Source organism: Paenibacillus antibioticophila (assembly GCF_000455265.1).
Lineage (GTDB): Bacteria > Bacillota > Bacilli > Paenibacillales > Paenibacillaceae > Fontibacillus > Fontibacillus antibioticophila.
This window is the reverse complement of the sequence record NZ_HG005141.1, coordinates 234,898-259,960: the sequence shown is the minus strand read 5'-3', so window position 1 is coordinate 259,960 and position 25,063 is coordinate 234,898. Positions and strand designations below refer to the sequence as shown.

Annotated in this window: 18 protein-coding genes and 2 pseudogenes; 19 read left to right on the top strand and 1 reads right to left on the bottom strand. The window is 52.4% G+C overall.

Annotation, left to right across the window (positions count from 1 at the left end; genetic code table 11):
• The 19 genes and pseudogenes from TX85_RS27685 to TX85_RS18180 form a co-directional block, all read left to right on the top strand.
• The coding region (locus tag TX85_RS27685) for a hypothetical protein (protein WP_233500793.1) at positions 1-219 on the top strand (219 nt) is incomplete at its 5' end.
• Between the two features lie 35 nt (positions 220-254).
• Positions 255-1,145, top strand: a complete 891-nt coding sequence (locus TX85_RS26325) for a M15 family metallopeptidase (RefSeq protein WP_044481147.1) — start codon at positions 255-257, stop codon at positions 1,143-1,145.
• Between the two features lie 74 nt (positions 1,146-1,219).
• Complete coding sequence (locus TX85_RS27680) at positions 1,220-1,468, top strand: hypothetical protein (RefSeq protein WP_222860718.1); 249 nt, start codon at positions 1,220-1,222, stop codon at positions 1,466-1,468.
• Positions 1,398-2,012: a TetR/AcrR family transcriptional regulator gene (locus tag TX85_RS18255; RefSeq protein ID WP_044481145.1), complete on the top strand. Its 615-nt coding sequence runs from the start codon at positions 1,398-1,400 to the stop codon at positions 2,010-2,012. The genes TX85_RS27680 and TX85_RS18255 overlap by 71 nt, the downstream gene beginning before the upstream one ends.
• Positions 2,013-2,973: 961 nt before the next feature.
• On the top strand, positions 2,974-4,749 hold the full coding sequence (locus TX85_RS18250) for an oleate hydratase (RefSeq protein WP_044481144.1): 1,776 nt from the start codon (positions 2,974-2,976) through the stop codon (positions 4,747-4,749).
• A gap of 178 nt (positions 4,750-4,927) precedes the next feature.
• The gene (locus TX85_RS18245; RefSeq protein ID WP_049895047.1) at positions 4,928-6,799 is read left to right on the top strand and encodes an FAD-dependent oxidoreductase; all 1,872 of its coding nucleotides are present in this window, start codon (positions 4,928-4,930) and stop codon (positions 6,797-6,799) included.
• Between the two features lie 1,401 nt (positions 6,800-8,200).
• Positions 8,201-9,577, top strand: coding sequence for an FAD-dependent oxidoreductase (locus tag TX85_RS18240; RefSeq protein ID WP_044481143.1), 1,377 nt, complete (start codon positions 8,201-8,203; stop codon positions 9,575-9,577).
• Complete coding sequence (locus TX85_RS18235) at positions 9,567-10,508, top strand: carbohydrate ABC transporter permease (protein WP_392391852.1); 942 nt, start codon at positions 9,567-9,569, stop codon at positions 10,506-10,508. The genes TX85_RS18240 and TX85_RS18235 overlap by 11 nt, the downstream gene beginning before the upstream one ends.
• A 48-nt stretch (positions 10,509-10,556) precedes the next feature.
• Positions 10,557-11,393 (top strand): annotated as a pseudogene (locus TX85_RS18230) (carbohydrate ABC transporter permease).
• Positions 11,394-11,537: 144 nt separating this feature from the next.
• Positions 11,538-12,887 (top strand): ABC transporter substrate-binding protein, encoded by a 1,350-nt coding sequence (locus tag TX85_RS18225; protein WP_049895046.1) that lies wholly within the window; start codon positions 11,538-11,540, stop codon positions 12,885-12,887.
• An 84-nt stretch (positions 12,888-12,971) separates the two neighbouring features.
• Positions 12,972-14,723 (top strand): sensor histidine kinase, encoded by a 1,752-nt coding sequence (locus tag TX85_RS18220; protein ID WP_044481142.1) that lies wholly within the window; start codon positions 12,972-12,974, stop codon positions 14,721-14,723.
• Complete coding sequence (locus tag TX85_RS18215) at positions 14,698-16,308, top strand: response regulator transcription factor (RefSeq protein ID WP_044481141.1); 1,611 nt, start codon at positions 14,698-14,700, stop codon at positions 16,306-16,308. The genes TX85_RS18220 and TX85_RS18215 overlap by 26 nt, the downstream gene beginning before the upstream one ends.
• A 61-nt stretch (positions 16,309-16,369) precedes the next feature.
• On the top strand, positions 16,370-18,460 hold the full coding sequence (locus TX85_RS18210) for a family 16 glycoside hydrolase (RefSeq protein ID WP_044481139.1): 2,091 nt from the start codon (positions 16,370-16,372) through the stop codon (positions 18,458-18,460).
• A gap of 78 nt (positions 18,461-18,538) precedes the next feature.
• Positions 18,539-19,327 carry a hypothetical protein gene (locus tag TX85_RS18205; protein ID WP_044481138.1) on the top strand — a complete coding sequence of 263 codons (789 nt, stop codon included), beginning with the start codon at positions 18,539-18,541 and terminating at the stop codon, positions 19,325-19,327.
• A gap of 207 nt (positions 19,328-19,534) precedes the next feature.
• Positions 19,535-20,389 carry an ABC transporter ATP-binding protein gene (locus tag TX85_RS18200; protein WP_044481137.1) on the top strand — a complete coding sequence of 285 codons (855 nt, stop codon included), beginning with the start codon at positions 19,535-19,537 and terminating at the stop codon, positions 20,387-20,389.
• Between the two features lie 42 nt (positions 20,390-20,431).
• Complete coding sequence (locus TX85_RS18195; protein ID WP_044481136.1) at positions 20,432-21,229, top strand: (2Fe-2S)-binding protein; 798 nt, start codon at positions 20,432-20,434, stop codon at positions 21,227-21,229.
• Between the two features lie 86 nt (positions 21,230-21,315).
• The gene (locus TX85_RS18190) at positions 21,316-21,978 is read left to right on the top strand and encodes a GDSL-type esterase/lipase family protein (protein WP_044481134.1); all 663 of its coding nucleotides are present in this window, start codon (positions 21,316-21,318) and stop codon (positions 21,976-21,978) included.
• A gap of 283 nt (positions 21,979-22,261) precedes the next feature.
• Positions 22,262-23,629 (top strand): FAD-dependent oxidoreductase, encoded by a 1,368-nt coding sequence (locus tag TX85_RS18185; protein ID WP_044481133.1) that lies wholly within the window; start codon positions 22,262-22,264, stop codon positions 23,627-23,629.
• 156 nt (positions 23,630-23,785) lie between these two features.
• Positions 23,786-24,610 (top strand): formate/nitrite transporter family protein, encoded by an 825-nt coding sequence (locus TX85_RS18180; RefSeq protein WP_044481131.1) that lies wholly within the window; start codon positions 23,786-23,788, stop codon positions 24,608-24,610.
• A 97-nt stretch (positions 24,611-24,707) separates the two neighbouring features.
• Here TX85_RS18180 and TX85_RS27675 read toward each other — a convergent pair.
• Positions 24,708-25,063, bottom strand: a pseudogene (locus tag TX85_RS27675) (glycosyl hydrolase family 8); the annotation flags it as partial.

Sequence of the window (25,063 nt, the reverse complement as noted above, 5' to 3'; positions counted from 1 at the left end):
GTAATAACTTCGTATAGCATACATTATACGAAGTTATACGAGACACCGGCCGGGGACGGCGCGGACAAGGGCGCAATCAGCAGCAGGGCGGCAAAGGCCGCCGCGGCGGGCGTTGAGCAGCCGGGAGAAGAGAGGCGAAGTTTTTTCCGGAAGCTTATAACTTATCAAGGGGATCATGCGTCTAGTAGGATAGACAGAGTAATCAGGCTGAGTCAATGACCTGAATACCTAACAGCATGGGAGGATAATGGGAAATGAATGCAATGCGTAGAAGATACGGCCGGGGACTAGTGCTTGGAGTGTTGCTGCTGGTGATGGTGATGGTTACAGCTTGTGCGAAAGATACGCAGGGCGTATTGCCTTCCCCGCCGGCTCAAGAGGAGTCCGGAGACCAGAATACGGCCGCAACGGATAATAAGGGAGAGGATGAGGATGGATCCTCTGACGAGCCTGTCAATCCTAATGAGGATAACTCGACTAGCGGAGAGAACAGCACAGGTCAAGAACCTGTCCAGGAAGAGGACCAGCCAGATGCGTCCAATCAGGTGGATTTCTCTGATGCCCACAGTGTTACGGTGCTAGTCAACAAGGAGTACGCCTTGCCGGAGGACTATGAACCGTCCGATCTGGTCTATCCGGATGTCCGCTTTACGTTCTCCGAGAAGATCGAGAAGCGCATGATGCGGAGTGAAGCCGCGGCGGCGCTGGAGAAGCTGTTTGCCGGAGCCGAAGAAGACGGTATTTACCTGGCGGGAGTATCGGCTTATCGCTCGCACAGCACGCAGACCTCGCTTTTTAACCGCTATGTCAAAAAGGATGGCCTGGAGAAGGCGAAGACTTATAGCGCGGTGCCGGGACACAGCGAGCATGAGACCGGACTGGCGATTGATGTATCCGGCAGTGACGGGAAATGCGCGGCTGAGGACTGCTTCGGGGACACCAAGGAAGCGGAGTGGCTGGCGAAGCATGCCACGGAGTACGGATTCATTATCCGTTACCCGGAGGGCAAGGAGGATATTACCGGCTATAAATACGAGCCATGGCATCTGCGTTATGTTGGAACGGAGATTTCCTCCGATATTGCGGAGCGCGGAATTACATTGGAAGAGTATTATAATGCGGTGCCGGTAACAGCGAGTCCTTAAAAAGGATGGGCCGATCCGGAGCCTTTTGCAAAATGCAAAGGTGTACAGGGCTCGAGATTGAGATAACGGGTACCATGAATAAAGCAAAAGCAGTCCTTCCTTTAATCGAGGAGGGCTGCTTTTGTTTGCTTTTGACGCCGCGCAATACTTGTGGCCCGATCTTCCGGGCTGTTATGATGAAGAAGGCAAGCGAAGCAACCATCGCATCGTTGTTGCCCCCATCCGTAACCCCAGTTGCAGGAGGTGGTTCCCATGGCCCAGATAACCAAGAAGGCGCTGGCGGCGTCCTTGAAGAAGCTCCTCAGGGAGAAGCCGCTGGATAAGGTCACGATCATAGACATCGTTGAGGACTGCGAAGTGAACCGTCAGACATTCTATTATCATTTTCAGGACATTTACGATTTGATCGACTGGATTTTCCTTACGGAAGCATTGGTCACCATCGATGACAAAAAAACATATGCCACCTGGCAGCAGGGCTTCCTGGAAATATTTCAATACGTCCTTGCCAACCGTTCCTTCGTATCGAATGTGTACCATTCGGTGAGCCGCGACCAGCTGGAGCGCTATTTATACAGAGTCACTTACGATCTGTTGATCGGCGTGGTGGAGGAACAAGCAGCCGGGATGGGTGTTCGGGACGAGGATAAAAAGTTCATCGCCGATTTTTACAAGTTTGCGTTCGCCGGATTGATGCTGGATTGGATTCGTCAAGGCATGAAGGAGGATCCCGTCAAAATCATCAACCGGTTAGGCGTGTTGGTTCAGGGAGACATTGCCCGGGCGCTGGATAAGTACAGCATGGATTATAAAAGTGCGTGTTCAAAAAGTCAGCTTTTCAGCACCGGGAAGGTTGCGAGAACCTGAAGAAGAGGAACAGAGTATAATAGGGGAGTATTAATAAAAGCCAAAGAGCTAAGCGGTCTATCTTCGCTTAACTCCTTGGCTTTTGGCGTCCACCGCTGCTTTTTCGAGTAGATTGTGGGCAAGAGAAAGCACCCGACCTCAAGCTTACTTTGGATAAGCCTCAGTGCCGATCTGGATAGTATAGCCTGGCTTTAGTTGGCCGTTTCGAATGTGGTCTCTTTCACTCGCATAAAGGTAGCGTTATGATCCGTTTTGCTGTAGCTATTTCTCTTCCCTAAAATCGTTGTCGGATATTTTAAACTCGCTAACGGACATTCTGGACTCTTAGCAGACTTGTTCTCAGGATTCGAAGGGTTAACGGACATTTCGGGCGCTTAGGATGCTCAAACGGCTCTGGTTCACTCGATTCTACTCTCTAAGCAGCCAAAATGTCCGTTACAATTCTGGCTCATCCAAAGGCGGACCGTAAGGAGACAAAATGTCCGTTAGGCCAAGTACTTCCTTCCCTTAGATCAAATGTACCGCATGGCTTATATTGGGAAACAGAGTTGATCCCTGCTATGTCAAATGTTCGAATGTACAAATAAACCGTCTTCTTTTGGTTTATGGTTGGGTGGCACCTCCATTTTCCCGGAGAGCGGTTTCTTCTTGTTTGACGAAATGAAAGAGGGTGTCCCTTAGTTCATCTTATGATCACTTTTGGGACACCCTCACCTCGTAAGCATCCGCTTGGACTTCAAGGGTGAACGCAAGATTCGATGTCGAATCAACCCCTTGATATACTCCGTGATCAAAAGATGACTTTTTGAACAGCCTCTAAAAGATAAAGATATCGGGCTTGTCCAGAATCTAGACAATTCAGCCGTTTTGTCGAAGCTTTTGACATGAGGGCTGTATTGTCTATTAAGTGTGCCTCCCAAAAGGAATATGCTGGGGTTATCCAAAATGAGGAGGTATCCTAATGTACTATTCGAATGGAAATTACGAAGCCTTTGCCCGCCCGGAAAAGCCGAAAAATGTGGAGAGAAAATCCGCTTACCTGGTAGGCAGCGGGCTGGCTTCACTGGCCGCGGCCTGTTTTCTGGTTCGGGATGGACAGATGAAGGGAGAGCATATCCATGTCCTCGAAGAAATGAGTCTGCCAGGAGGCGCCTGCGACGGGATCAAGGATGCGCAGAAGGGCTTTATTATCCGGGGCGGCCGCGAGATGGAGAATCACTTCGAATGCCTGTGGGACCTGTTCCGCTCCATTCCGTCGATCGAGACGGAGGGCTTGTCGGTCCTGGATGAGTTCTATCGGCTCAACAAGCACGATCCCAACTATTCGCTCATGCGCGCTTCCGTTAACCGGGGGGAGGATGCGCATACGGACGGTAAATTCACGCTTTCTGAAAAAGCGTCCATGCAAATCGTGAAATTGTTCATGACCCGGGATGAGGATCTCTACGACATAACGATCGACGATGTTTTCGACGAGGAGTTTTACGCCTCGAATTTTTGGCTCTACTGGCAAACGATGTTTGCATTCGAAAAATGGCACAGCGCGCTGGAAATGAAGCTGTATCTGCAGCGCTTCATTCATCATATCGGCGGGTTGCCGGACTTTTCGGCGCTAAAATTCACGAAATATAACCAGTACGAATCGCTCATTCTGCCGATGGTGAAGTTCCTGGAGGCTCACGGCGTTCACTTCCAGTACAACACCCGGGTCACGAACGTTATTTTCGATATCCGGGACGGCAAAAAAACAGCTAAACAGTTGATCTGCATCCATAACGGCAAGGAAGAGACGATTGATCTGATCGAGGATGATCTGGTGTTCGTCACCAACGGAAGCTGCACGGAGAACTCTACGCTCGGCGACGACGATCATGCGCCGGTCATGAACACTCAGCCCGGCGAGGGCGGCTGCTGGCAATTGTGGAAGAACATCGCCGCGCAGGACCCTTCGTTCGGCCGCCCGGAGAAATTCTGCACGAATATTCCGGCCACCAATTGGGAATCGGCCACAGTAACTACCCTGGATCACCGGATTCCACGCTATATCGAAAAGATGAGCAAGCGCGATCCGTTTTCCGGCAAGGTGGTCACCGGGGGCATTATTACCGTCAAGGATTCCAGCTGGCTGATGAGCTATACGATCAACCGCCAGCCTCATTTCAAGGAGCAGCCGAAGGACCAGCTGGTTGTCTGGATATACGGTTTGTATACGGACGCTCCGGGCGATTTCGTCAAGAAGCCGATGAAGGAATGCACCGGGAGGGAGATCGTCGAGGAATGGCTCTACCATATGGGGGTTCCCGAGGCGGAAATTCTCGAATTGGCGACCACCGGCGCACATTGCATTCCTTGCATGATGCCTTACATTACCGCTTTCTTCATGCCGAGAACAGAAGGAGACCGTCCAAAGGTCGTACCTGAGGGCAGCGTCAACTTTGCCTTTATCGGCCAGTTCGCCGATACCGTCCGCGACACCGTGTTTACGACCGAGTATTCGGTGAGAACGGCGATGGAAGCCGTCTACACGCTGCTGGACGTGGACCGCGGCGTACCGGAAGTATTCGCTTCCTGCTACGATGTCCGGGTGCTGCTCGATTCGACGGCCAAAATGCTGGACGGGAAGAAGCTGACCGATCTCAAATTGCCGTTCATTACGAAGCTGGTTGAGAAGCAATTGCTCAAAAAGGCATCCGGTACGATCATCGGCGAGCTCCTGGAACGATATAAGCTGATCTAAGCTAATCTGAGCTGAACTGAACTGAACCTGGGCCGTTAGCCGCGAAGTCTGAAGAGTCAAAATAGTGCACGCAAGCGGGTTGCAAAACTATACCGTACTTCACCGTCCCCCTCGCTACAATAAGAATCATGGAAGCACACTGTGCCGAGATTCGATTGTAGACAGGGGGTATTTTCTTTTGAAGACGGATAAACAGGGCACGATCGTGCTGGAAAGTGATATTTTAGTGGCCGGGGGAGGCGTCTCGGGGGTAACGGCCGCCCTTGCGGCGGCCCGGAATGGAGCGAAGGTTATTCTGTGCCAGGATCGGCCTGTGCTTGGGGGCAACGCTTCTTCGGAGATACGGATGCACATTGTCGGCGCAGCCAACTCCAAACGGGGAAAAGAGCTTGAGACGGAGGCGCGGGAAGGCGGCATTCTGGAAGAGATCCTGCTGGAGAATGCCGTCCGCAATCCCCAGCGGAGCGCATCGATGTTCGACTTGATCCTCTACGAGAAATGCCGGGCCGAGCCGAATTTGACGCTGCTGCTGAATACTGCGGTTATTGAAGCGGAAGCGGAAAACGGACATATCGTCTCTGTTCTGGGAGTTAGAGAGAGCACGGAGCACCGGTTCCGCATCGTGGCGCAAGTGTACATGGACTGCACAGGCGACGGCCGGCTTGGCAAGGAAGCGGGCGCATTATATAAATCCGGGCGAGAGGCGGCAAGCGAGCATGGCGAGACACTCGCGAATGAACATGCGGATCCGTATCGGCAAGGCTCTTCGCTTTTATTTACCACTCGGGATATGGGCCGGCCGATGCGCTTTACGCCGCCCTCCTGGGCGCGGAAATTTACGGAGGAGGATTTGAAATTCCGCAGTCACTCCACCTGGGAGTATGGCTACTGGTGGGTCGAGTTCGGCGGGATGCTGGACACGATAGCCGATAATGAGGAGATCCGCGACGAACTGCTGGGGATTATGCTTGGCGTCTGGGATCATATCAAAAATAGCGGCCATCATCCCGAGTCGGAGAACTGGGCGTTGGATTGGTTCGGGTTCGTTCCGGGAAAAAGAGAGTCGCGCCGCTTTATCGGAAAATACCTGCTGACCCAGCACGATCTGGAGCAAGCGACACACTTTGAAGATGTGGTCGCCTATGGAGGATGGCCGATGGACACGCATCCGCCCCAGGGCATCGATGCGACCGAACTGAATCCGGCGCATCAGCCGTTCAGCCGGTACGTATACGGCATCCCGCTCAGGGCACTGGTCAGTGTCAATGTCGATAACTTGCTGTTTGCCGGACGTAACATATCGGCAACGCATATCGCCTTTTCCAGCACGCGGGTGATGGGAACTTGCGCAGCCATGGGGCAAGGTGCAGGCACGGCGACTGCGTTCGCCGTTCAGGCCGGCTTGAAGCTGGATGACGCCCTTCAAGATAAAGAGTTTATCCGGCAGGTGCAGCATCAGCTGTTAAAGCAGGATGCCTATTTGCCAGGGATCGCACCGGCTAAGGACAATTTGGCATTGCGTGCGATTGTCAGCGCCTCTTCAGAACAGCCGGAAGGACCAGCAGCTAATGTAACCGACGGTTATACCCGGTCAATGCATGGAGCAGGCGGAGCCAGGCCGGAGCTGGCCATCCCCGGAACGCACCGCTGGATGTCGCAGCCGGGCGATTCCGCTCCCTGGATCGAGCTGGAGTGGACAACGCCGGTGCCGATTGGCGAAATCGCGCTCATATTTGACACAGGCATGCACCGCAGACTGACGCTGACCCATTCGGACGAAGTATTGAAAATGATGGAATGGGGTCCCCAGCCGGAGACGGTGAAGGATTTCTCGGTGACGGCCTATTTCAGTGATCCCGAAGCGCCTCCACGTCAGATCCTTTCAATCCGGGATAACTATCAACGTCAAGTCGCCTGCCGGGTTAATCTGGAGCATGTGGTGAAGCTGCGCGTGGACATCTCAGCTACCAACGGGCTGGACCATGCCCGAATATTTGAAATCCGCTGTTACGAATTTTCAGGAAAGTGCGTACATGCACAGTTGAACTAATTGGGCGTTGTTAGTGGGGCAACGTGTGAAGGGTTGTTACGACCGCTGTTGTTCGCGGATTTCTTGGATTGAATGAACAAGGGAGAAATCCGCTCACAAAGGCGAACGCTGACGCTCTATGCTTCCGAAGCAGCTTTCTTGCAGAAAGCTTTTACCTTCACACTTATGCCCTAACTACTTCGCCTTTGAAGTTCAACTGAAATGCAGTTTGCACATGGATGTGCCATAAGCAGAACTGCAATGAGCTTACCGCCTACGGCATCATGCAAGCAGGGTACCACTCGCGCTAGAGTTGCGCCCCGACCTCATGTTGCTTCGGCCTTGCACCGAAACTTCGTCTGTTCTGCCAGTAAGGAAGTTTTTCTCCGAACTTTACTTCTCCACTGGCACTCTCTAGGTCTTGCTCCGAACTTCAATCGCTCTACAGGACGATATGAGCACCTCATTCTTCTGCTCATGCTCTTCCGTTCGCGATTTAATGAAATTACTTCCCTTAAAATCTTCATTCAACGCACGAACCCACTTTTAGTGAAAAAACTTACCTTAAATCGCCAGTAACTAGCCAAACCCGTGTTTTAGTCCACTTTAAGTACAAAAATTTCACTATATCCGCATTTCTATCATTTCCACTGAATTTAAGGTAACTTTTTTCACTGGATGAGTACGATCTATATTTTCATGCGGTCCACTAATCACCGTCATGCTGCGAACATGGCGCGCTGAAAGCTGCGCTAGGTGCGAGGTGTGCGCATGCGTCCTTGGTGGGTATATTGCTTAATCTACTGAAATAACCCTTGCTTTGCGAGCTTGTTGAAATTGAGGCATCTCCTGTTGATGCGGTGTTGCCTATTTACTGTTGTAATGCATCAGCGTCATCCGGCACCTCATATGCCGGATGAACGAGCCTGTATGCTAATGAGGATTCAAGTGCTTCGCCACTGCATGTGATGGGACCGTGTGAGAGCTGCTATCATGCATCCGGCAGCTATAAGCCGAACCAAAGCTCCTGCGTAAAAGGGCATAAGTGTGAAGGGTGCTGTAGAAGCGGAGCGTTCGCCTTTGTGAGCGGATTTCTCCCTTGTCAGAATTTAGTCCAATCAAAGAAATCCGCGAACAACAGCGATCGTAAGCACCCTTCACACGTTGCCCCAGCACGCAGAATCATTAATCGGTTTATAGTATTCCGTACTCATCTTGCAGTAGATTGCGCCGAATGGGGGTCCCGGTGATGACTTGTGGGACACCCCCTGTTTTTTGGCTTCATCGGACAGGTCAAAATATTGCACATGAACGAGTCGGAAGGCTATACCGTAATCCCGGAAGCCGCTTGCTACAATTAACCCATAGAAGAATAGCAGGCAGGCTTTCAAGGTTCAGCTGCCGGGAAAGAGAGGGCTTACCATGGATAGTTATACATTGAAGAGCAAGGAAATACCGCTGAATACGGATTATGATGTCATCGTTGTTGGAGGCGGTCCGGCCGGCTGCACCGCAGCGGCTGCAGCGGCCCGTGAAGGCGCGCGCACGTTATTGATCGAAGCGACCGGAAGTCTTGGCGGAATGGGGACCTCGGGTCTGGTTCCCGCCTGGTGTCCGTTCTCTGATAAACAGAAATTGATCTACCGCGGCCTTGCCGCCAAGGTATTCGAGACGCTGAAAGCGCAAATGCCGCATGTGCAGGCAGATGCGATGGATTGGGTTCCGATCGAGCCGGAGAAGCTGAAGCGGGTCTATGATGATCTGGTGACGGAAGCCGGTGCCAGCGTGCTGTTCTTGACGTCGCTTGCCGATGTGGAGCGCGATGAGGACGGGAATGTAACGGCGATTGTCGTGCTGAACAAGGGCGGGCTTCGGGCGTTTCGCGCCAAGGTATATGTGGACTGCACCGGGGACGGAGACGTTGCCGCATGGGCCGGGGCGGAATATCAGAAAGGGGATGCCGTCACCGGCGAGCTACAGCCTGCTACACATTGCTTCATTCTCGGCAATGTCGATGATTATGCGTACTTGACCGGACCGAACCTTCACGGCGATAACCCAAACAGTCCGATTCATGAAGTGTTCCAATCAGGCAATTATCCGGGGATTCCAGATACGCATATATGCAACAACTTGGTGGCTCCGCGTTCGGTAGGCTTCAATGCCGGCCATCTGTGGGACGTCGACAACACTGATACCTTCACCGTCTCGAATGCGATGATCGAGGGCCGCAAGATGGCGGCAGCGTACCGCGATATGCTGGCGGACGTTCAGCCTGCCGCATTCGGCAATGCCTTCGTGATGAGCACGGGTACCTTGATCGGCACCCGCGAATCGCGGCGAATCATCGGCGACTATATTCTGACGGCGGAGGATTATGTGGGGCGCAAAAGCTTTGAGGATGAGATTTGCCGCAATAGCTATTTCCTGGATATTCACGGAACAAAGGAGGAGCAGCAAAGCGGTACAGGCTCCAGCCTCACGATCACCCTGTACGGTCCGGGCGAATCGCACGGCATTCCCTATCGCTGCCTGACTCCGCGGGGCTTGCGCAATGTGCTGGTGGCAGGGCGCAGCATTTCCTGCGATCGCAGGGTGCACGGGAGCGTTCGGGTCATGCCGGTGTGCCTGGCGATGGGCGAGGCGGCCGGACTGGCGGCGGCGTTAGCCGCAAGCCAGACGGAGCATGACGTCCATGCGGTGGACGTTGCCCATTTGCGCAAACGGCTCCAGGAAGAAGGCGCCTACTTGCCGGATATCGGCGCGGACGCCGTGGAGGTGAACACCGGTGAGCAGTGAGCAAACCGTGGTGCAGAAGAGAATGACGACACCGAAGAGAACGTACTGGACGCGGAAAAAGAGGGAGCAATGGGCAGGGTGGCTTTTTATCGCGCCCGAGGTCATCGGCATGATTTTTCTATCCGTGTTCCCGCTGCTGTTCAGCCTCTTCCTGAGCTTCACGGAGTGGAATCTGGTCGGCGGGCTGTCGGCGATCCATTTTATCGGTCTGGACAACTTCATCAATCTGTTTAAGGATAATCACTTTATTCTGGCGCTGAAAAATAATGTGCTGTTTACAGCAGGCACAGTGCCGCTGACCATGGTGCTTGCCATCATTCTGTCGGCGATGATCCATAAGAAGCTGTACGGCAAGGCCTTTTTTAAGGTAGCGTTCTTTATCCCTTATATTTGCTCGACGGTAGCGATCGCTGCTGTGTGGCAGGCGTTATATCATCCGTCCAAGGGACCGCTCAACCAGCTGTTGATGCAACTGAGCATTTCCGATCCTCCGCGTTGGCTGGTCGATACCAGCTACTCGCTGATTGCGATTATGATCATCTATATTTGGCAAATTCTTGGCTACCAAATGATTATTTTCCTGGCGGGCATGACGAATATCCCGGAAGAGCTGTATGAAGCGGCGACGATCGACGGAGCTACAGGCATCCAGCAGTTCCGGCGCATCACCGTGCCGCTGCTGGGCCCGACGACCTTTTTCCTGGCGATTACGAGTACGATTTCGTCCTTCAAAGTGTTTGACATGATCAAGTTCCTGACGAATGGCGGTCCGAACTACTCCAGTACGGTTATTGTGTATCAGATCTATGAAGAAGGGTTCGAGCGCTTTAAGATGGGGTACGCTTCGGCTATGTCGTGGGTGCTGTTCCTCATCATCATGCTGGTAACGTCGATTACCTGGATTACACAAAGCCGGAAAGTTCATTATTAGAGGTTTTCGACTCCCATTTTATAGTCTTAAGTGAAAGGAACCCGTGCGATGTCATTCAAAAAAATAAAAACAAGTAATCTGATTCTGACCGTGCTCTTCGCCGTGCTCTCCGCCTTTTTCCTGCTGCCGCTCATCTGGATGCTGTCCGCGGCTGCGAAGACGGAACGGGATGTGTGGACATTTCCGATTCAATGGATCCCGAAGGACTGGAATCTGGTCAGCAATTTTAAAGCGGTATGGATGGGCGACGTCTCCTTCGGTCTGTTCTATATGAACTCGATCTAGATTGCGGTGCTCTCGACGCTGGCTACAGTAATCATCTCATCGATGGCCGGCTATGCCCTGTCCAAGCTGGAGTTCAAGGGCCGTGCCGTCGTGTTCAGCCTGATGCTGGCGTTCATGATGATTCCCGAGCAGGCCACGCTCGTCCCGCGCTATATTATGATTAAAGAGCTCGGCCTGTACGATTCGCACGCTGCCCTGATTCTAATGGGGATGTTCTCCAGTTATTTCGCCTTCCTGCTGCGGCAGTTCATGGCAAGCATTCATAACGATCTGCTGGAAGCAGCCGAGCTGGACGGCGCCGGATTCTTCCGCATCTTCTGGAGCGTGATGGTGCCGCTTAGCCGGCCGATTCTGGCGACGGTAGGGATTATCAAATTCATCTGGACCTGGAATGATTACCAGGGTCCGCTGATCATGCTGAATACGACGGAGCTGTATACGATCCCGCTCGGCATGCAGTTCTTCCAGGAGGAGTTCGGTACGCGAATTTCAGTCATGATGATGGCTTCCGTTGCAGCGATCATTCCGCTGCTGGTGCTGTTCCTGACACTGCAGAAGCAAGTCATTGAAGGGATTGCCATTGGAGGGGTCAAGGGGTAACTTTGCCTTTTGCCTTGGCCGGTACTGCAAGGGATCGGCCAAGGTCAAAAATGTCTACGCGCATACCGCAATTCTGTACACGGTATAGGTGAAGATGAGATAGTATAATGTGCCTGCAGCAACTATTACAAGGGGGAATTGATTTTGAAGAAAACATCATTATTGCTGACCTGTCTGTTATTAATCCTCTCTATCACCGCATGTGGAAGCAATAGCGGCGGCAACGACAATAAGTCTGCAACGAACGCGCCTGCAGCCAATGAGAAGAAGGAGCAGCCTGCAGGCAAGGAGAAGATCAAATTCTACACCTTCAAGGCGAGCAAACCGGAGGAGCCGATCTACCAAGCGGTTCAAGCATACAATGAGTCTCAGGACAAGGTAGAAGTGGAGTATGTCTCCCTTGTGCAGAATAGCGACAGCACGGATTTCATGAAGAAGCTGGACATTCTGATCGGGAGCGGCGAAGTGGTCGACGTCTTTATGACCGGCAACGAAGAAGAACTGCTTGAACGTGCTTCGCGCGGAGTTGTGGAACCGCTTAACTCGTTCTTCGAGCAGGAAAATGTAAAGCCGGAGGATGAGTACAACAAAGTCGTCAAGCTGGACAGCAACATCTACGGATTGCTGACAAGCTCGACGCAATGGTTCACCGTATTCAACCGCGATCATCTGGAGAAGGCGGGTCTGGAGCTCCCGGAGATGGGGTGGACATGGGATGACTTCCGCGAATACGCGAAGAAGCTGACGATGGATGGACACTACGGAACCTACTTCCATACCTGGGGAGAATACGCCAATATAATCGCTTATACCGAACGTCCGAACCCGCAGCTCGATGCCAACCTGAATCCGATCTTCGATGATCCGTCCTTCAAGTATTTCTTCGAGCTCCGCCGGGTGATGGAGCAGGAAGACAAGAGCGCAGAACCGTATGCGGACGTGCTTGCCTCCAACTACCATGTATTGCAGCAGTTCTTTGCCGGAAATGCAAGCATGCTGGCCGTACCGAGCTATGCGGTAAGAGCCGGTCTGAACCTGGAGAAATTCCCGCATGACTTCCAAATGGTGTATGCGCCGGTACCGCGTTCCGTAGATTCGAACGATATCGGCATGACCAATATCTCCGGAGCCGGCGTGGCGATCGGCGCGAAATCCGAGCATAAGCAAGCTGCCTATGACTTCATTAGATGGGTGACCAAAGAGGCCTCCAAGTATTCGAAGGATATTCCTTCCTACAAGGGTGCCGACGGCGAGGCGCTGATCAAGGAATTTTTCAAAGACAATACGGATCTGATCGACACGGAATCGTTGGCCAACACCCTCTTTGACCCGCGCAACAAAATGCCTGACAGCTTCAGTGTGCCATACGGCTCCGAGCTGAAAACGATCGTGGAGAACGGAATGTCAAGCTATATGCTGGATAACCGCAGCTTCGATGAAGTGAAGGCCATGATGACCGAAGAAGTGAAGAAAGTCGTCGATGCCAACAAGTAGAAGATAATGTCAGGTAACAGCGGCGGTAAAGGGATTATAATGAAAATATAATTACGGATACTTCAGGACAAGGATGATTTCATCATGGAATGGCTAAGAAGATTTTCTTTCCATCGCAAACTGCAGGTCTCATTCCTGATTCTTATTCTGTTTCCTTTTATCGCCGTAACCTTCTGGTCATACTCTTCCGTGAAGCAAAATGTGAGCGATAAACTGGTGCGCTCCAATGAGGAGACGCTTACGGTCATCGCGAATCAGATCGGGAAGACGATCGACAGCATCTCTTTTGCTTCCGTCTATTTCTCTCAAACCTACAACCCGGATATTCTGGAAAGCTTTCGGCATCTGAAGGATGCTGAGAGCTTTACCAATTTTGCGTCGTATGATTATTACTCCAGGCTAAAGTCCATGGCCGATATTTTGTCGGTGCAGTCGGCAGATGCCAACCTGAAAATGATGATCGTCAACAAACAGAACCGGATTATTATGGGAGACGGCTCTGTTCCGGTGTTTTCGGAGCTTTCGGAGCAGTTCCTGCGGGAGAGCGGCAAGCTTGACGAGAACGAAACAACGACGCTGCAGTGGTTTCCTTCCGGAGAAGCCCACTCGGACCCCGACTACTATTATGCCGCACGTATCATTATCGACCCGCGCAATCATGAGAAGGTGGCAACACTGTTCATCGGAATTCCGAAGTCCTATTTTCATAGCCTGCTTGAGACCGGTAATCCGGACATCTTCTTCTTGCTGAGCACCCGGTCTGGGGAGACCATTGCGGTTAAAGGCAAGAACGAGACTACGGCTTCCGGGGATATGCTGGTAAGCAGAGTCTCGATTCCAAAGACCGGCTGGGTGCTTTCCGGCAACGTGCCCCGGGGATTTATCGACAATCAAATTAATAGGGAGTTTGTGGTAACCATCTCGGTTGTCGGGTTGTTCTTTTTGGCCTTTTTGATTCTGTCCATGCTCTGGGCGGGCCATATCAACAGGCCGATCAGCCTGCTTCGTGCCAGTGTCAAGCAATATGTCGGGGGGAAGCGGGATATCCGGATTCCGGTGAAGGGCAAAGATGAGGTTGCCGTTCTCTCCTCCGCGTTCAACCAGATGCTGGACGATATCAACGGGCTTCTGCACCAGGTGGAGAGCGAGCAGGAGGAGAAGCGGCTGCTGGAGCTTCAGGCGCTGGCTGCACAAATCCGGCCGCATTTTCTGCTGAACACCCTGAATTCGATCAAGGTTAGCTTGCTGCTGGCTGGAGATGAGCCGCACGGCACGATGGTCGATGCCTTGATGAAGCTGCTTCGCGCGTATGTTCACGTTGACCAGCCGCTCAAGCTGGCTGAGGAGTGCAAAGTGCTGGGAAGCTATGTTCAGGTCATGCAAATCCGCAACCGGCTGAGTATTGACTTCCATTACGAGCTGGGAGAAGGAACGGAATCGATCGAGCTGCCGAGGCTGCTGCTGCAGCCCATCGTGGAGAATGCGATCTATCATGGCTTTTCTTCCAGGCCGGAAAATCCGAGGATTGAGCTGCGGGCAGCGCTTCATAACCATAAGCTTGAGATCGTGATCAGCGACAATGGCCGTGGCATGGCGGAAGAGGCGGTTGCGCGGCTGAACCGGCGGCTGTCCGGCATGGAGGACGAGCTCTCCCGGCAGCACGATAAAGGTGTAGGCCTGATTAATACGGCCCGAAGACTGCAGGTGCTGTTCGGGTACCAGGCACGTCTGACGGCGGAGGCCTGCGAGGGCGGAGGCATGAGCTTCAGCCTGCTCATTCCGATAGCAAGCAGCAAGGAGGCGGTTATTCATGATGACAATAATGCTGATCGATGATGATGTTCCGATGCTTGAGTACGTGGCGTATTTGCTGGAATCAATTGATCTGGAGCTGAAGCTTGTCGCTTCGGCTTCCAGCAGCGGCCAGGCGCTGGAAGCCTTCCACGACACGCTGCCGGATCTCGTAGTCATTGATATCGGACTGCCTGGAATGGACGGGCTTGAGCTGGCGGAGGCGTTTCGGATCACCAAACCGGAGGTCCGGCTCATTTTCCTGACCTGCTATGAGGATTTCCAATATTCCAAGCGGGCGTTCCAGCTCGAAGCCGACGATTATCTGATCAAGGACGAACTATCGCCTGAGCAGCTTAAAGCCGGTCTGAGCAAGGCAGTAAGCCGCTTCCGCAGCCGAGAGGAACTGCTGGAGCGCTATTCGTTCCGGCAGGCGATCGAACGCAATAAAGAGGTGCTGCGTCAGAGCTTCCTGAAGCAATTGCTGTCCCCGGGCGGCAGCGATACGGATCAGATGCTCTTACTGGGCGAGCGGCTGGGCATCTCCTGGAAGCTGCCCTATTTCCGCCAGGGCTTCATTCATATTGACGCCGCTGCCCTGACTGAGCGTTACGGTTACGGAGACGTGCCGCTGATTCATTTTGCCGCAAATAATATTGCAATGGAATTATCCGAGGGACCGGCGGCGATTACGCCGATCCTGACCGAAGAGATGGGGATTTATCTCATCTGGAACGTATCCGACCCGGACGCTTCGTACCAGCCTCTGCTTGATTTCATGGAATCGCTATGCGAAAAGGCGGAGCAATATTTGAAGATTAAGGCGCGGGGATTCTATTCGACCCGGACTGTGTTGCTGCAGCAATTCGATACCGTATATAAAACGCTGAGCGAATGCCGGGACGATGGCTTTTACGAGACAGACCGGGACACAGAAGCAGTTACGGCTGTGGGGCCCCGGGCCGATTTCCTGCAAACGACGGACCGGAAAGGGGATAAGGAACGGGCCATGCTCTCGCTGGCGCTTGAAGAGGGAAATGCCGCGTGGATCGATATGGCGGTTAATTTGTGGACCCAGTATGCGGCATCAGAGCGGCTCCTGCCCCGACTAGTGAAGGAAATCTGCGGCAACTTCGTCCGCCAGATGGCGTTCGAGTCGAACGGGGTTATCGACAGCAGCTTTTTCCTCTGGCTTGGACAGGCCGTGCACATCGATGAGGCAGCTCGTTTGACCAAGCGGGAGCTGCGGAATTTGTGGAGACAGCATACGCTGGCGCCGGTGCCGGCCCAGGGAAAGGATATCCGTCTGCAGGCGATCGACCAGTTTCTTGACGAGCATGCTGATCAGATGATTACCTCGTTGGATATGGCGGAGCATTTACACTTGAATGCCAGCTATTTCTCCAGATACTTCAAGAAGCTGGCCGGTGTGAACTTCACCGATTACGTGAACCAGTACAAAATTAATATGGCGATTGCAATGCTGAGCCGGCGGAACGAAACGGTGGAGAATGTAGCGTATACCCTTGGCTTCTCGGACCGGGCGTATTTTTCCAAGGTATTCAAGAAATACAGCGGCAAGAGCCCCAGCGAATACAAAGTCTCCTTCTGCATGGAGGCGGAGGAATGAATCCCAAGCTTGCTTGCAGGGGGACCGATAAGAAATTACAACATATCAAGGAGTGATTGATGTGAAAAGAAGAAGCAAAGCGATCCTGCCCCTGGTCATTCTCGTCAGCCTTCTGTTGACGAGTCTGGTGTCCGGTGCGGTCAGCCCGATTGCAAGAGCGGCCGGCACCACGTATTATGTGGATTCCGTGCTGGGCAATGACAGTTCGGCGGGAACCAGTGAAGCATCGGCGTGGAAGACGCTGACCAAGGTGAACACGATGAGCTTTACCCCCGGCGACCGTATTTTGCTTAAGGCCGGAAGCGTGTGGAGCGATCAGTATCTGGACCTCAAGGGCTCGGGGGCAGAAGGAAGCCCGATTGTTGTAGATCAATATGGAAGCGGTTCCAAACCGCTGATTCACTTTGGAAATACGAGCGTGAACGGGGAAGGGTTCGGCGTTCGGCTGCGCAATGTATCTTACTGGGAAATCAACAATCTGGAGATTACGAGCGGCCAGCAGCCTACCGACATGAGAAGGCATGGCGTCCTTGTAGTAGGGGAAGGAGCCGATGCGGGAAGCTTCAGGCATATTCACATCAAGAACCTGAGCATTCATGATATTTTTGGTACGGACCGCCGTACGGGGGGCATCAATTTCCATGCAAGAGGTACCAATACGGCTCTCGAGAGCACGTGGGACGGCATATTGATTGAGAACAATACGATTATCAACGTGGCGGATACCGGAATTCAGACAATGACGGATGCGTTCTCGAACAATGCATGGACGCACAAATCCGATGCTTTCAAAAACGTAGTGATCCGCGGCAACTACGTGGAGAAGATCCACCGTGACGGTATTCTGGTGCGGGCAGGCGTATCTCCGCTCATTGAGTACAATACGACCAATGCCATCGGCAATGCCTGTGACGTAAATACCGGTGTTGTGAGCTATCTCGACCATATTGCCGTCGTTGCGGCACAATGGGCGTACTATACGACGGGAGCGGTGTTCCAGTACAATGAAGCCTTCGATACCCGCAAGCTGGAAGGCGACGGGCAGCCTTGGGATTTTGACGTCCAAGTCAAAGGAAGCGTGTATCAATACAACTACAGCCACAACAATCAGGGCGGGACGCTGCTCGTCATGAACGACACGGACGAGAACATCTTCCGTTACAATATCAGCCAGAATGATCTTGATGCAAACGGCGCGTTTCACTTGACCAGCGGCGGGGGCAATCTGTACATCTACAACAATATCATCTACCGCTCCGGCACGCAGAACCGGGCACTGACGCATGCCAGCAACACTGGAATGGCCTACTATAAAAACAATATTTTTTACAATGGCGCAAGCGGCCAGTACACCAACAGTCCGAGAATGACCTATGACCATAACAGCTTCTACGGCTTGAACTCCAGTGTGGCAAACGACCCTTACAAAATCGTCGGCGATCCGAAGTTCGTCAGTCCGAATACCGCAACCGGGCGGGCAACGGCAGACGGTTACAAGCTGCTGCCTACATCGCCGCTAATTGATGCCGGTGTTATGGTTGCAGCGAACGGCGGCAAGGACTTCTTCGGAAACCCGTTGTACAACGGTGCGCCGGATATCGGGGCGTTTGAGTATCAGGGTACAATTCCCCAGCCGGTGACGATTTTCTCCGATGACTTTGAGGACAACGACTTCAGCGATTGGACGGTTTCCGGCGGCTCCTGGAATTTGACGACGGACGGCAGTCTGGCGCTGTCGCAAAATACAGCTTCCGGTGAAGCGATAGCTTATACCGGGAATGCGTCATGGGACGATTATACGTATTCTGCTCGAATCAAGCTGCTCACGGCCTCCGGCAATGTAGGACTGCTGTTCCGGTACATGGATAATTCCAATTATTACACGCTGCGCTTGAACGACAGCGGTGACAAGCTTGAATTGTACAAGAAAAGCGGGGGGGCCATGACACTGGTCAGCAGTGCGGGCTATGCCGTAACCCCCGGCCAATGGGCTGCCATGAAGGTGACGGTCAGCGGCAATGTAATTACCGGATATGTCGATGGCGTTCAGCTTCTCCAATGGACCGACGCATCGCCTCTGCCTGCGGGCAAAATCGGTATCCGCATGCATACCAGTGCGGCCCGGATGGACGATGTGAAGGTCGTTCAGTAATGAGAGTCGTTCAGTACATTCAGTAATCTTCCGTATGGAGCAGGGGCTGAGGATGGCAGAAAGGAGGGGGAATGGATCATGATTCAAACTAATCGCAAAAAGAATTATTTATTCTTTGTAGGCGGTATCCTCGTTCTGCTTGTCCTCGTTCTGCTCGGTGTGCGATGGTTCGGGCAGCCGCCTGCCTCCGTCATCTCGGATGGGATTATGGAGCAGACCCAGTTTCCTCAGGACGCGGATGCGGTTGTAGCAACGGTGGACGGCGCGCCAGTGACATTGGAGGAATTCAAGGTGCGCTTGCCGAAGCATCGCGCCGAGATTATGACGTACTTTCAGCAAACCTATGGCTGCGATCCCGGTGGTACAGACTTCTGGAGCACACCCTGCGGCGGTGAAGCTCCATTTGCGAGGTTAAAGGCAGTGACGCTTCGCCTTCTCATTGAGGATCGGGTTCGCGAGCTGGCGGCGGACAGGGCAGGAATACCTGTGGCTATCGGTTATGATGCCTTTCTGAAGGAGTGGGAAGCGGAAAACCGGACCCGTGCCGACCGTCTCGCCGCCGGTCAAGTGATTTACGGTCCCCGCGAATACAGTGAACCGGCCTATTACCGGTATGTCGTCTCCAGCACTATTCTTGGCCTGAAGCAATGGCTGCTGGAGCATGACCGACCGCCGACAGAGGAACAGCTCAGGCAAGCATATGCCGACAGCGTCTCCGGGCAATCGGCTCCTCCAGCCTTTGAAGCGGTCCGGGACGCTTTGGCTCAGCAGTGGAGCGAGGAACGTTACGAGAGCTGGTTCAAGGCCCAACTGGAGCAGGCTGAGATAGAGGTGAATCAGCAGGTTTATGAGGGAATAATGCTGTGAAATATAGCTTACCAATTCATATGATCATGTTTTCTTCTGTTTTCTCATACATATGAGATGAATAAAGGGTTGACAAGTGATAATGATTATCAGTATCTTTAACTTTAGGAAAAGTTATGATGAAGATTAAGTGAAGATTCGGCGGGATGACGCTAGCTTGTTGATTCAGGCCCCTTCTTCAAGTCATATATGGAAAGGAAGATCAACATGGCATCATTGAATACTTCGCATCTGGATATCGCATATGAGGATCGTCTAATTGTTCAAGACTTGAATATTTCGATACCGCCGGGTATGATCACAGCACTTGTAGGGGCTAACGGTTCAGGGAAATCGACTATTTTGAAGACGATGGCCCGTATACTGCAGCCGAAGAACGGAAACGTACTGCTGGATGGGAGATCGATTCACAAGCAATCTACGCGCGAAGTGGCGAAGCAGCTGGCTATTTTGCCGCAGAATCCGACCGCGCCGGAAGGTTTGACGGTATATGAGTTAATTTCTTATGGCCGCTTTCCGCACCAAAAGGGCTTTGGAGGTCTGAAGGCCGAGGATCGCAAGGTGATCGACTGGGCGATTGAAGCTACCCGGATGCAGGAGTTCAGTGACCGGGCGCTTGAGCATCTGTCCGGAGGACAGCGCCAGCGGGCCTGGATCGCGATGGCTTTGGCGCAAGAGACCGATATTTTATTCCTGGATGAACCGACAACCTTTCTGGATATGGCTCACCAGCTTGAAGTGCTCCAGCTCTTGGAAGAGCTGAATGCGGAGTCGGGCCGGACGATTGTTATGGTCGTGCATGACTTGAACCATGCTGCGCGTTATGCTCATCATATGATTGCAATCAAGCAGGGGAAAGCTGTTGCACAGGGTAAGCCGGAAGAGGTCGTAACCTCGGAGGTGCTCCGTGAGGTATTCGGCATTGAAGCCGATATTGTTACGGATCCCCGCAGCGGTGTTCCGCTCTGTCTGCCTTATGAGCTCTATCGGGCGGCTACCGAAGGGAAAGTGCGCGGCCAGAAGCAAAAGGACGGCACCATAAAGGTAGCCTCGAATCTGTAAGGCTCACAACAGGTTGAACACCGGAGTAAGGAGAGGCTTCAGATGAACATAGATTATGGCTTGCTGAATCAGGCGCTGTATGTCGTGACGGAAAAAGATCCGGATGCCTTGCTTGCGATGCCGGCATCGCAACTGGCCGCCCCGGAGGGCATGCAGACCTTTTTGAACGAATATATGCCGATAATTAAAGGCCGTGACCTTCAGGTTGCGGCTGCTTATTTTGCCTCGAGCTGGCGGACGATGCTGACGGCCCATATGTATTTTATGACGGCTTGTGAGGGGAGTCCGGATGTGTCGCTTCAGAACCTGACGCTGGAGATCCGAATGGCAAACCAATATCCGTGTATCTTCTTTGTGCTCGGTTGTCTGGATGTTCATGGATGGCCGGCAGTACGTGATGAAGCTTGGCGTCAGGAGACCGCCGGACACTGGCTGGAGACGACGCTCCGCCCAGTAATGGAGACGGCAGCCGAGGTTTCGGGGGTGCCGGTACGGCAGCTGTGGGGGCAAATGCCGCTCGGTGTGGAATTCTATCTGGATTACTTGGGAAAAATGACCGGAGAGCCTGTCCTGCAGGAGAGAATGGCGGAGCAAAAGGGTTTCCTGGCGAAGGAGCTGTCTGCTTCCTGGTTCGGCTTATCCCGTAATCCCTTCGACCTGAAGGCGGTATGGCTGGAGGATCCCTATCGTCCCGGGCAAAAGACTCGCATGAAGCCTACCTGCTGCCTGGCCTATCGGACGGATACCGGACATGGCTACTGCTACGGGTGTCCCAAACTGTCCAAGACGGAGCGGGCAGCTAAATATGAGGAAATTGTTAAGGCGCAGGCTATCCTGTAGCCTTGCTTCAGTTCGGGGTTGAATCCGCTTACGAGGTATGAAATGATGGAGAGGACAGATACCGAACTGAGGAGGAGCGGACAAGTATGGTTGAAGATGTAAACACGATAGAAATATGGGATGAGAAGAAGGAGAAGCTGCGCAAATACCAATATCTGAATGCATTAGCCCGTAAAGGAGAGACGGTTTTTGCCGGCTCCTCGCTGATGGAATTTTTCCCGGTTAACGAATTTCAGCAGATTCTGGATCAGCGTTATTGCATTTACAACCGGGGGATAGCAGGTTATGTCACGTCAGAGCTGCTGGCATCGATGGAGACTTGTATTTTTGAGCTGGAGCCTTCAAAGCTCTTTATTAATATCGGGACGAATGATATCAGTTCGCCGGAATATACGCTGGAGGGTTTGATCTCCAATTACGATGAAATTCTCAGCCGGATTGCCAAGCGTCTGCCGAATTGCCAGGTTTACGTGATGTCCTATTATCCGGTCAACGGGTTAGCGGAGTTCCCGCATGTACCTAAGGAATCGATGGGCGATATCTTTGAGCGCAGAACGAATGCGGCGATCCGGGAAGCGAATGGGGCCGTAGAACGGCTGGCAGGCAAATTCGGGTTCACTTACATTGATGTGAACGAGGGTCTGAGTGATGAGGACGGGAACCTGAAAGCAGAATTCGGCACGGATGGAATACATATGCTTCCTAACGGCTACGCGGTAGTGCTCCGCAATATGCTGAAATACTTGTAGTTATAGTAGGGTGTCCCAAAAACCATCATCATAGATGGTTGGGGATACCTTTTTCAATTCTAAATTTATGGGCACTATACTACGTAGGCTGAATTAAAGATGCTAAGGAAAAAGGCATACGTGCGGAGTAATTTGATAAAAATTTTATTTAAAATTGTGAATAATTTGCGAAATGAGCTTAAAGGGGTTGCGATGTGAAAAATGTCACACTATAATATAACTACAGGTGAAGAAATTCACAATTCGTTTGTCAGCACTAACACACCCAGAGGAGGATTTAAATATGAAAATTGCAGTCATTGGATGTACTCACGCAGGAACGGCAGCTATTGTCAATATCGCGAAATGCTATCCTGAGGCAGAGATTACGGTGTACGAGAAGAATGATAATATCTCGTTTCTATCCTGCGGCATAGCCCTGTATGTCGGAGGGATGGTAAGTGACGCCCAGGGCTTGTTCTATTCATCTCCTGAACAGCTCGCAGAGCTGGGTGTGACAACCAAAATGCGTCATGAGGTAACCAAGATTGATACGGATGCCAAGCAACTTCGGGCACGTAATCTGGAGACAGGCGAAGAGCTGGAGGATTCCTTCGACAAACTGGTCATGACGACGGGCTCCTGGCCGATTGTACCGAAGTTTGAAGGGATCGGGCTGGACAATATTTTGCTCTCCAAAAACTTTAACCATTCCAACACGATTATTGAAAAGTCCAAGCAGGCCAAGAACATCGTGGTCGTCGGCGCAGGCTACATCGGGGTCGAGCTGGTGGAGGCTTTTCAATTGAACGGCAAAAATGTAACGCTGATTGATGCGGAGCCTCGCATTCTAAGCAAGTATCTTGACGCGGAGTATACGGATCAGATCGAAGCTTCTCTGCGGAGCCGCAATATTCAGCTTGCTTTAGGTCAGAAAGTTACAAAATTCACAGGCGAAAATGGCAAGGTGAGCAAGGTTGTGACAGACCGGGGAGAATACTCGGCGGACTTGGTCATCCTGTGCATCGGTTTCCGTCCTAATACGGAGCTTCTTCGCGGACAAGTGGATATGCTCGATAATGGCGCAATTATCGTAGACGAGTATATGCGTACAAGCAAGAGTGATGTCTACGCGGCGGGCGACAGCTGTGCGGTATTCTATAATCCGACCCAAACCCATGCTTACATTCCGCTGGCTACAAATGCGGTTCGGATGGGGACGCTGGTTGCCCGGAATTTATTGGCTCCTACGGTGAAGTATATGGGCACGCAGGGCACCTCGGGAATTAAGATCTACGAGGATCACATTGCCGCAACTGGGATGACGGAGACCTCAGCCAAGGAGGCAGGGATTGAGGCGGAAGCTGTGATCGTTAACGATCATTACCGGCCAGAGTTTATGCCTACGCATGAGACTGTGATGCTGAAAGTGGTCTATGAACAATCAACCCGGCGGATCCTCGGCGCACAAATGATGTCCAAGGTTGATCTGACTCAATCGGTGAACACACTCTCGGTCTGCATCCAGAATGGCATGAAGATGGAAGAGCTGGCTTTCGTGGACTTCTTCTTCCAGCCGCATTATAACAAGCCATGGAATTTTCTGAACAGTGCAGGGCTTGGAGCGCTGCCTGAAGTTCCGCAATCCGCCTACGAGACAGGACGGGTCTGAACTTTTCCGCGATCTCCCGATCTCAATTCTGTGAAGTTTTTCACTTCTGGGAAGGTATCGTGACTAATGTTACTTATTTGAGGCGCTTCGCACGGTACAATATAAAGCGGATTTTAAAGCAGCCGAATAGAACAAGTCACAAAGGAGATTGAAATCATGGCTTATAATAAACCGGATCAAATCGCGAAAGTCACGGTAGAGATGGGTGTCAAGAAGGCGCATAATCCGCTGTTGACTGTGTTGATTCTCGGATTTTTGGGCGGGGCGTTTATTGCGATGGGCTTCCTGCTGGATATTCGCGTCATTGCAGGAGCACCGGCTGAATGGGGCGGTATTTCCAGCTTTATCGGAGCAGCGGTGTTCCCGATTGGTCTGATCCTTGTATTGCTTGCCGGCGGCGAGCTGCTGACGGGCAATATGATGGCTGTGCCGCTGGCGCGGATCGCGGGCAGGATTTCCACAGGCGAGATGATCAAGAACCTCCTGTTAATTACGATTACTAACTTTCTCGGCGCTCTGTTCGTCGCTTACTTCTTCGGGCATGTTGTGGGTCTGACCGGAAGCGGCGTATACCTGGAGAAGCTGGTGGATATGGCTGGACACAAGCTGGACGACAGCTTCGTGCAAGCGTTCGTCTCGGGCATTGGCTGTAACTGGCTGGTAGCTCTGGCAGTATGGCTCTCTTATGGAGCCGACAATATGAGCGGTAAAATTCTCGGCATCTGGTTCCCGACAATGGCCTTCGTTGCAATCGGCTTCCAGCACGTGGTCGCCAACATGTTCTTGATTCCGGCAGCGATCTTCGAGGGGTACTACTCCTGGGGAGAATACCTGATTAACTTCGTACCGGTATGGTTGGGCAATCTGACCGGGGGTGCCCTGTTTGTAGCAGGAGCTTATTGGCTCGCCTATCTGAAGGATGGCAAGAAAGAAGCGGCTGCTCCAGCTCAGGAGCTGGTGTCTGAGCGTCAGGCGGGGTAGTAGTAAGCCGATGGTAAGTATTCCTAAGGGACACAAAGAGGGCAGACGGTTCGAATAAAACCGGGTCTGCCCTTTCTTTATTAATATCCTATTGAAATCAAGGCTTCCAAATCCGGTAATTTCCGCTTAGAGCCAGGAGTGCGAAGAAGTACAGGCAGTTGTCGTAATAGCGCCGGTCACCCGTCCGCAGCGGCGTATTCCAGAACAGGTCCACACTCGCCCGGGCAGGCTCTCCATCCGCCGCCAGCGAGGCCATCGCATTGGTCGCCAGCAGTCCGACGGGATGCAGCGCTGTTTCTTCAAACGGCTTGCCTTCGATCGTGTATCTGCGGTAATCCTCCGGCCGCTTGTCGGTGAAGAACGCCTGAATCCGGCCTGCCGCCCCGCATGCCCACTGATCCGCCGCGAACCATTCCCAATCCAGCCCCAAATTGGCGGCTACCCGGTAGGAAT

What these genes read in the sequence shown, in the direction of transcription:
- TX85_RS26325 (WP_044481147.1), top strand. Translation starts at nt 255, where the DNA reads ATGAATGCAATGCGTAGAAGATACGGCCGGGGACTAGTGCTTGGAGTG.
- TX85_RS27680 (WP_222860718.1), top strand. Translation starts at nt 1,220, where the DNA reads ATGAATAAAGCAAAAGCAGTCCTTCCTTTAATCGAGGAGGGCTGCTTT.
- TX85_RS18255 (WP_044481145.1), top strand. Translation starts at nt 1,398, where the DNA reads ATGGCCCAGATAACCAAGAAGGCGCTGGCGGCGTCCTTGAAGAAGCTC.
- TX85_RS18250 (WP_044481144.1), top strand. Translation starts at nt 2,974, where the DNA reads ATGTACTATTCGAATGGAAATTACGAAGCCTTTGCCCGCCCGGAAAAG.
- TX85_RS18240 (WP_044481143.1), top strand. Translation starts at nt 8,201, where the DNA reads ATGGATAGTTATACATTGAAGAGCAAGGAAATACCGCTGAATACGGAT.
- TX85_RS18220 (WP_044481142.1), top strand. Translation starts at nt 12,972, where the DNA reads ATGGAATGGCTAAGAAGATTTTCTTTCCATCGCAAACTGCAGGTCTCA.
- TX85_RS18215 (WP_044481141.1), top strand. Translation starts at nt 14,698, where the DNA reads ATGATGACAATAATGCTGATCGATGATGATGTTCCGATGCTTGAGTAC.
- TX85_RS18205 (WP_044481138.1), top strand. Translation starts at nt 18,539, where the DNA reads ATGATTCAAACTAATCGCAAAAAGAATTATTTATTCTTTGTAGGCGGT.
- TX85_RS18200 (WP_044481137.1), top strand. Translation starts at nt 19,535, where the DNA reads ATGGCATCATTGAATACTTCGCATCTGGATATCGCATATGAGGATCGT.
- TX85_RS18195 (WP_044481136.1), top strand. Translation starts at nt 20,432, where the DNA reads ATGAACATAGATTATGGCTTGCTGAATCAGGCGCTGTATGTCGTGACG.
- TX85_RS18190 (WP_044481134.1), top strand. Translation starts at nt 21,316, where the DNA reads ATGGTTGAAGATGTAAACACGATAGAAATATGGGATGAGAAGAAGGAG.
- TX85_RS18185 (WP_044481133.1), top strand. Translation starts at nt 22,262, where the DNA reads ATGAAAATTGCAGTCATTGGATGTACTCACGCAGGAACGGCAGCTATT.
- TX85_RS18180 (WP_044481131.1), top strand. Translation starts at nt 23,786, where the DNA reads ATGGCTTATAATAAACCGGATCAAATCGCGAAAGTCACGGTAGAGATG.